The sequence below is a fragment of the Rhodoferax sp. genome (genome assembly GCF_014859475.1).
Classification (GTDB): Bacteria; Pseudomonadota; Gammaproteobacteria; order Burkholderiales; family Burkholderiaceae_C; genus Rhodoferax.
The window spans coordinates 1-7,377 of record NZ_JACUUE010000122.1; the positions used below are offsets into that span (position 1 = coordinate 1).

The 7,377-nt window shown below is 64.1% G+C and carries 6 protein-coding genes; 2 read left to right on the plus strand and 4 right to left on the minus strand.

Annotated features, from left to right (window positions below; genetic code table 11):
* Positions 1 to 78: 78 nt before the first annotated feature.
* The 3 genes from IBX54_RS10505 to ftsH form a co-directional block, all read right to left on the minus strand.
* Entirely contained in the window at positions 79 to 1,497 is a 1,419-nt protein-coding gene (locus tag IBX54_RS10505) for a saccharopine dehydrogenase C-terminal domain-containing protein (protein ID WP_296542606.1), read from the minus strand.
* A gap of 34 nt (positions 1,498 to 1,531) precedes the next feature.
* Entirely contained in the window at positions 1,532 to 3,325 is a 1,794-nt protein-coding gene (locus IBX54_RS10510) for an adenosylcobalamin-dependent ribonucleoside-diphosphate reductase (RefSeq protein WP_296542607.1), read from the minus strand.
* A 76-nt stretch (positions 3,326 to 3,401) separates the two neighbouring features.
* Positions 3,402 to 5,231: an ATP-dependent zinc metalloprotease FtsH gene (gene ftsH / locus IBX54_RS10515; protein ID WP_296542608.1), complete on the minus strand. Its 1,830-nt coding sequence runs from the start codon at positions 5,229 to 5,231 to the stop codon at positions 3,402 to 3,404.
* Positions 5,232 to 5,383: 152 nt separating this feature from the next.
* Between ftsH and IBX54_RS10520 the strand changes: the two genes are divergently transcribed.
* Positions 5,384 to 5,536: a hypothetical protein gene (locus IBX54_RS10520; protein WP_296542609.1), complete on the plus strand. Its 153-nt coding sequence runs from the start codon at positions 5,384 to 5,386 to the stop codon at positions 5,534 to 5,536.
* Positions 5,536 to 6,753, plus strand: coding sequence for a cyclopropane-fatty-acyl-phospholipid synthase family protein (locus tag IBX54_RS10525; protein ID WP_296542610.1), 1,218 nt, complete (start codon positions 5,536 to 5,538; stop codon positions 6,751 to 6,753). Before IBX54_RS10520 ends, IBX54_RS10525 begins: the two co-directional genes overlap by 1 nt.
* Before the next feature lie 16 nt (positions 6,754 to 6,769).
* Here IBX54_RS10525 and thpR read toward each other — a convergent pair whose 3' ends face one another.
* On the minus strand, positions 6,770 to 7,300 hold the full coding sequence (thpR, locus tag IBX54_RS10530; RefSeq protein WP_296542611.1) for an RNA 2',3'-cyclic phosphodiesterase: 531 nt from the start codon (positions 7,298 to 7,300) through the stop codon (positions 6,770 to 6,772).
* Between the last annotated feature and the right edge of the window lie 77 nt (positions 7,301 to 7,377).

Here is a 7,377-nt window from a genome sequence, read left to right on the forward strand (position 1 = left end):
CCGTGTGCGGTATCGGGCCGGGTACGGATGGCTCGCAGTGACAAAAATAACAGCCGGCAATGACAACTTTTCCGGCAGTCAAGCGACCCGGAAATTTTTGAACTGCCAGGGGTCGTCCAACGCCAGTTCCTCGGCAAACAATGGCCCCCTGTTTTGCAGCGGCGACCAGTTGCCATACACGCCCACCAGTTCGCCCAGGTAGGGTTTGGCAATGGCGAGCACCGCCTCGTGATCAATGTCATCGGGCTCCACCAAGCCGGCCTGCGGCTGGCGCAGCGCCCACACCATGCCGGCCAGCACGCCGGCCGCCACCTGCAGGCTGGTGGCGCTGTTGTACGGCGCGAGTTTGCGCGCCTCGTCAATCGAGAGGCGCGACCCGAACCAGTAAACGCCCAGGGCGCTACCCATCAACAACACACCGAGTTCGTCGATGCCGCGCACAATGTCGTCCCGCAGGATGCGCTGCCCTGATTGCGGCTGCCAGTTCTTGCCGGCCAGTTCGTGCACCGACAACACGGCGTCGTCGCAGGGGTGGTAGGCGTAGTGCACGGTGGGCCGGTACACTGCCTGGCCGTTGCGGCGCAGCGTCAGATGGTCGGCGATCGAGATCGACTCGCCGTGTGTGACCAGAAAGCCATGAAAAGCACCTTCCAGCGGCGTCCAGCTGCGCACCCGGGTCGCCATGCCGGGCCGGTTGAGGTAAATCGCGGCGTCGCAGCCAAAGCCATGGCGTGCCCCATCCTTGGGCAGCTCGCGCTCATGGCTGCCCCAGCCCAGTTCCGAGGGCTGGGTGCCTTCACCGATGAAACCAGCCACCGACCAGGTGTTGACAAATTCATCGCGCTGCTTGCGTTGCGGCGTGGTTTGGGAGTCGCGCTCGGCAATGTGGATCGTCTTGATGCCCAAGCCTTGCGCCAGCGCGGCCCAGGCCTCGGGGTTACGTGGTTTATCAACCGTCAACTTGCAATCGGCAGCCATGTTCATGAGGGCCTGCCTGACAAAGCTCGATGCCAGGCCCGGGTTGGCACCTTGCGTCACGATGGCCGTCGGGCCAATCTGCTTGCCGCGCGCGAAAGCAAGCACCGCCTCGCGCAAGGCGTAGTTGGAGCGCTGCGACGCGGTTCTGGCGGTGTCGGTGTAGCCGCCCGCCCAGGGCTCGATGCTGGCATCCAGGTACAACGCGCCACACTGCCAGCACAGTTCGATCAGCGCCAGGCTCGACACGTCCACCGACAGGTTGAGCAAAAAGTCGCCCGCGCCCAGTCGCGCCGTCAGCACCGACACATAATTGGCCTCGGTCAGAACCTGCCGCTCGAAAGCCACGCCAAACTCCTGCGCGATCGACGCGCCGTCGTCACTGGCGGCGATGATGCTGATCTGGCCTGGGCGAAGCACCAAGTGCCGCAGCAGCAGGGGCAATACTGCCTGCCCCACGCTACCAAACCCCACTATGAGCAGCTTGCCAGGTACCCTGGCGTGTTTGACGTCTGGATGCATTGCAAAAACTCCCGTTATTAAATCCGAGGCCAACTCACGTGCCGGGAACGAGCACCGCTTCGCAACCCCGGCTGCCCTCGCGGTACACCGCAAAGCCCTTGAGCCCAAGCTCCCAGGCTTGCAGCAGGACCAGTTCCAGGTCGAGCGGACCGGCATTGGGTGGCAGACGCACGGTTTTGCTGATGGCGTTGTCCACGCACGACTGCACCACTGCCATCATGCGCAACTGCTCTTCGGCGCTGATGTCGGCCATAGTCACCAGCTGCGCCGGCAAGACGGCTTTGGCGTCGTGCAAATGCCGGAACTGGCGCACAGCGGCATCTTCGACCTCGAAGCTGACGGCCTGCCCGTCGGCCCCGCGCACGCTGCGCGTGGCACGAGCGGCAAAGATGGGTTCGATGCCGCTCGACACATTGTTGGCCAGCAGGCTGATCGTGCCGGTGGGTGCCACCGCCAGCAGGTGGCTGTTGCGAATGCCATGCTCGGCAATGCCATCCTGCAGCTCATGTGACAGCCCCAGCACGAACGGGCTGGCGCCATATTTGATTTTGTCGAAGCCGGGGAAGGCGCCCTTCTCGCGGGCAATTTCGATGGACGTTTGGTAGGCGGTGTCGCGGATCGTGGTCATGATGGCGCGGGTCAGATCCAAGCTGGCTTCAGAGCCGTAGCGCAGCCCCAGCATCACCAGCATGTCGGCCAGGCCGGTAATACCAAGCCCGATGCGGCGGCTCGCGCGCACCGCTTTTTCCTGCGCCTTGAGCGGCAGCAGGGAAACGTCATGCACATCGTCGAGAAAACGCGTGGCCATGCCGGCCACCGCCTTCAGGCCGGCCCAATCGAGCTTGGCTTGCTGGCCAAAAGGCTCCTGCACAAAGCGGGTCAGGTTGATCGAACCCAGGTTGCAGCCGCCATACGCGGGCAGCGGCACTTCGCCGCAGGGGTTGGTGGTGGCAATACGTTCGCAGTACCAGAGGTTGTTGTCGCGGTTGATGCGGTCGATGAACAGCACGCCGGGCTCGGCACTGGCCAGCTGCGCCGCCAGCAGCTTGTCCCATAACAGGCGCGCCGGAATGCGCCGGTGCACCAGACACAGCTGCGGCGAGGTGTCGCCCGACCAGACGCGCTCGCAGACTTCGCCATCCGCAGGTAGCGGCCGCTGGCCCAGCGGAAAAACCAGCGGCCACGGGCTGTCGGTTTCAACGGCGTGCATGAAGTCATCGGTGACTGCCACCGACAGGTTGAAATGCGGCAGCACGCCGCCCGCGAGCTTGGCGTCGATGAAGGCTTCGATGTCGGGGTGGTCGCAGCGCAGCGTGGCCATCATGGCGCCGCGGCGCACGTTGTTCGACTCCAGCACGGCGTTGGCCGCCTCCCACACAGCCATGAACGACACCGGCCCTGAAGCCACGCCCGCGCTGGCATGCGCTGCTGAGCCCAGCGGCCTCAGGGTGGAGAAATCGATGCCGACGCCGCCACCGGCCTGCAGCGTCACCATGGCTTCGCGCAGGCCGTTGAAAATGCCGCTGATCGAATCCTCCAGCGGCCCCATCACGAAGCAGTTGAACAGCGTGGTGTGGTGGGTGGTGCCGACACCGGCCAGGATGCGCCCACCCGGTAAAAACCGGAAGTCGCTCAAAATCGCCCGAAAACGCTCACGCCAGTCGTCGCGGTGATGCGTCTCGGCCGCGGACACCGCCAGCGCCACGCGGTCAAAGGTGGCATCAATCGACGGCTCGGGCACGCGGCCCGCCTCGGTCCAGCAGTAGCGCGTGCGCCAGACATGGTCGGAAACGGCTTCAAGAAAATGGGTGGTTTGCGTGGTCTGCATGATGTGCCTCCAAGACAATGTTTGATCAGCAGCGTAGCCTTTGTGCGCGGGCGGGTCTTGATAAATCGCATCCCCTTCAGTCCTTTATTCCTGCCTGCTTCAAATCCGCGGCCAGCGCGCGAATGGCCGCCTCATCAAGGGTTTCCTTTTCCAGCAGCGCACGCGCGCCGCGCTCCAGCACCGCCCGGTTGGCTTGCAAAATGGCGCTGGCGTGCTCAAAGCCAGCCATGACAATGCCGCGGATGGCGTCGTCAATGCATTGCTGCGTGTGCTCCGACACCGGGCTGGCCTGCGCCAGCACGCCCGCCGGCAGCTCGAGCATTTGCTGGCGCTTGGGCTCATAGGCCACATAGCCCAGCGCCTCGTCCATGCCGTAGCGCGTGACCATGTCGCGGGCCATGTCAGTGGCCTTGGCCAGGTCGTCAGCAGCGCCGGTGGACAGCACTTCGAAGATCAGCTTTTCGGCGGCACGCCCGCCCAGCAGCACGGCAATTTTTTGCTCGAGTTCGGGGCGCGTCATCAGGTAGCGGTCTTCGGTGGGGCGCTGAATGGTGTAGCCCAAAGCGCCAATACCGCGCGGAATGATCGACACCTTGTGCACCGGGTCGGTGCCCGGCTGGGCCAGCGCCACCAGCGCGTGACCCATCTCGTGAAACGCCACCGCCTCGCGCTCCTTGGGGTTGAGCACACGGTTGCGGCGCTCCAGGCCGGCCACGATGCGCTCCACCGCGGCCGTGAAATCGGGCAGCGTGACCTGGTCGGCCTTGCGCCGGGTGGCCACCAGCGTGGCTTCGTTGACCAGGTTGGCCAGGTCGGCGCCGCTGAAGCCGGGTGTCAGCGCCGCCACGTCTTCGAGCTTGAGCGCCGCGTCGAGCTTGATGCTGCGCACATGCACCTTGAGGATGTCGGTGCGGCCTTTTCGATCAGGCCGATCCACCAGCACCTGGCGGTCGAAGCGCCCGGCGCGCAACAGCGCGGGGTCGAGAATTTCGGGGCGGTTGGTGGCCGACAAAATGATCAACCCCACCGACGCATCAAACCCGTCCATTTCCGACAGCAACTGGTTCAGCGTCTGCTCCTTTTCGTCGTGCCCGCCCAGCCCCGGAAAAGCGCCGCGGGCCCGACCCAGCGCGTCGAGTTCGTCGATAAAAATGATGGCCGGCGCCATTTTGCGCGCCTGATCGAACAGGTCACGCACCCGGGCCGCGCCCACGCCGACGAACATCTCGACAAATTCGCTGCCCGAGATCGAAAAGAACGGCACACCGGCCTCGCCCGCCACCGCCTTGGCCAGCAGCGTCTTGCCGGTGCCGGGCGGCCCCACCAGCAACACGCCCTTGGGAATGTGCGCGCCCAGGCGGCCGTATTCCTGCGGGTGCTTGAGGAAGTCCACCACCTCTTCGAGCTCATGGCGCGCCTCATCGACACCGGCCACGTCGGCAAAGGTGACGCCGGTGTCGGTCTGCACATAAATCTTGGCGCGGCTCTTGCCGATCGACATGAAGCCGCCCAGGCCCTGCTTGTCGGCAAAGCTGCGAAACAGGAAAAACCAGAGTCCAAAAAAGACCAGCGTCGGCACCAGCCACGACGCCAGGTTTTTCAGCCACGTGCTCTCGACCACGCGCGTGTACGGCACGTTGTACTTGTCCAACCGCGCCGCCAGCTCGGGCTCGATGCGCGCGGTCACCAGCACATTTTTGTTGCCTTCGGTGGCTTTCAGGCGGCCGGTCATGGTGAGGTCAGTCACCGTGACATCGACGATGCGGCCCTCGCTGAGCGCCTGCTCGAACGCGCTGTAGGGCACCACCTCGGACTGGCTGGCGTTTTGCCAGATGCTCTGCAGCCACAGCAACAGTACGGCGGCCAGCAGCCAGTAGCCCACATTCCAGGTTTGTTTCTTGTCCACTTTGCGCCCTTCAAACGGCACCATCCAAGACTGCAAGACTACTCGCGCCACTTGCGGCCCGAATGACAATTCTCAATCGCTGCGAAAGTGGGCGCCCTAGCATCCTGAGCCATGGCACCGGCATCACGCCGTGCCCTTGCGCAGGAGCGAACATGAACCGACACAAGCTGATTTATGCGTTGATCGCAGCGGCCCTGGTGGCGGCGGCCAGCACGGCCGCCTACACCCTCTTTTCAACGCCCGTAACAGACTCGCCCTCTGGCTTGCTGCAAGACATTGGGTATGAAGTCGTGGAACCGGGTTGATGGAGGTCTTGCACAACCCGGTGTCCCGACTGCTGACGGGCCTGCAAGCCGGCGCCGACATTCCGCTGCGCCTGCAACTGTGGAACGGCATGCGGCATGACCTGGGGTCGCACCCCAGCGTAACGGTCAACGTCCTGAGTCCGGCTGCGCTGCGCTATTTTGTGCCGCCCAGCCTGGATAACCTGGCCGAGGGTTACGTCAACGGCCACTTCGACGTGGACGGACTGGCGGCCGACATTGTTGCCGCCGCCACCGGCCTGGCCCGGGTGGGCGTGCCCATGCAAGGCAAGTTTGGCCGCCTGTTCAGCGCCCTGAGCCATGACCGGACCAAGGACGCGCACGCCATCGAGCACCATTACGATGTCTCCAACGACTTCTACCGCCTGTGGCTTGATAAGGCCATGGTTTATTCCTGCGCCTACTTTCCAAGCCAGACCGAATCGCTGGGGCAGGCGCAAATCGCCAAGCTCGATCACATCCTGAACAAGCTCATGCTCAAGCCGGGCGAGCGCCTGCTCGACATCGGCTGTGGCTGGGGCGCGCTGGCGCTTCGCGCGGCGCAAAAATACGGTGCCCGGGTGGTCGGCATCACACTGTCCAAGAACCAGCATGCGCTGGCGTGCGAGCGCGTGGCGCAGGCCGGGCTCGGCAACCAGGTCGAGATTCGCCTGCAGGACTACCGCGATGTGAGTGCACGTGACGGCCAGTTTGACAAGATCACGTCAGTCGGCATGTTCGAACATGTGGGCCTGAACCACCTGGAGGCCTATTTCGGCAAGATCAACAGTTTGCTCAAGGACGACGGGCTGGTGCTGAACCACGGCATTACCTCGACCGACCCGGACAGCGGCGGGACGCCCCTGGGCGCGGCCAGCTTCATCGAGAAATACGTCTTTCCAAATGGCGAGTTGCCGCACATCAGCCTGGCGCTCAAGGCCATACAGGGCGCCGGGCTTGAAGCGCTCGACGTGGAGTGCCTGCGCCGCCATTACGCCCGCACGCTGGCCTGCTGGTCGGAAAACTACGAACAGCACAGCGAGGCCATTCGCGCGCTGGTCAGCGAGACCACCTACCGGGTCTGGCGCATCTACCTGGCCGGCTGCGCCCATGCGTTTGAGCAGAACTGGGTGTCGCTGTACCAGGTGCTTGCGTGCAAGGCCGGTACCAGCAAAGCACTGAACCCGACGCCCTGGTCACGCGCCTACATGTACCGCTGATGGCGCGACGCTGATGTCAAAGGTACTGGCGAAGCACCCGGTAACGAGGCGCCTTGAGCCCGGTGGAAACCACCAGCGCAAAACCCCGCACTGGCCAAAGCACAGGTTTGCAAGCGGGCGGTGGAATGGCCGCGTCGGCATGGCGCGCCAGCGTGACGTGGGGCACATAGGGTCGCTTGTCCAGCGCAAGATCAAGCGCGCCCAGCGCCTGCCCGAGCGCCTGGTGCAAGCTCGTCAGGGCCGCGGGCAGCTCCGAGGCACACAGCACGGCCAGGCCGCGCGGCCAGAGCCTGGGTTGGTCGAACACCAGATCGAAGGGCTGGAACGGCAGCGCAGCAGCGGTGGCAATGGCTCGCACTTTTTCGCTGGCCACAGCACCGATGAAATGCAGCGTGGCATGCCAATCTTGCGGCGCGTAGCGCACACAGCCCGCAGGCCAGCGCCACTGCTCGGCATGGGCGGCCAGTTGCCTGCGCACGCCATCATCAGGCAAAAGCGCCAGAAACAGGCGCTGCCTCGACAGAACAGGTGGTTTGGCAGAATCCATGCTTTTGATACGATCATCGAAAAAACATGACAGTAACAGCATTCACCGCTCGGTCAATACCCACTCAAGCAGGCACC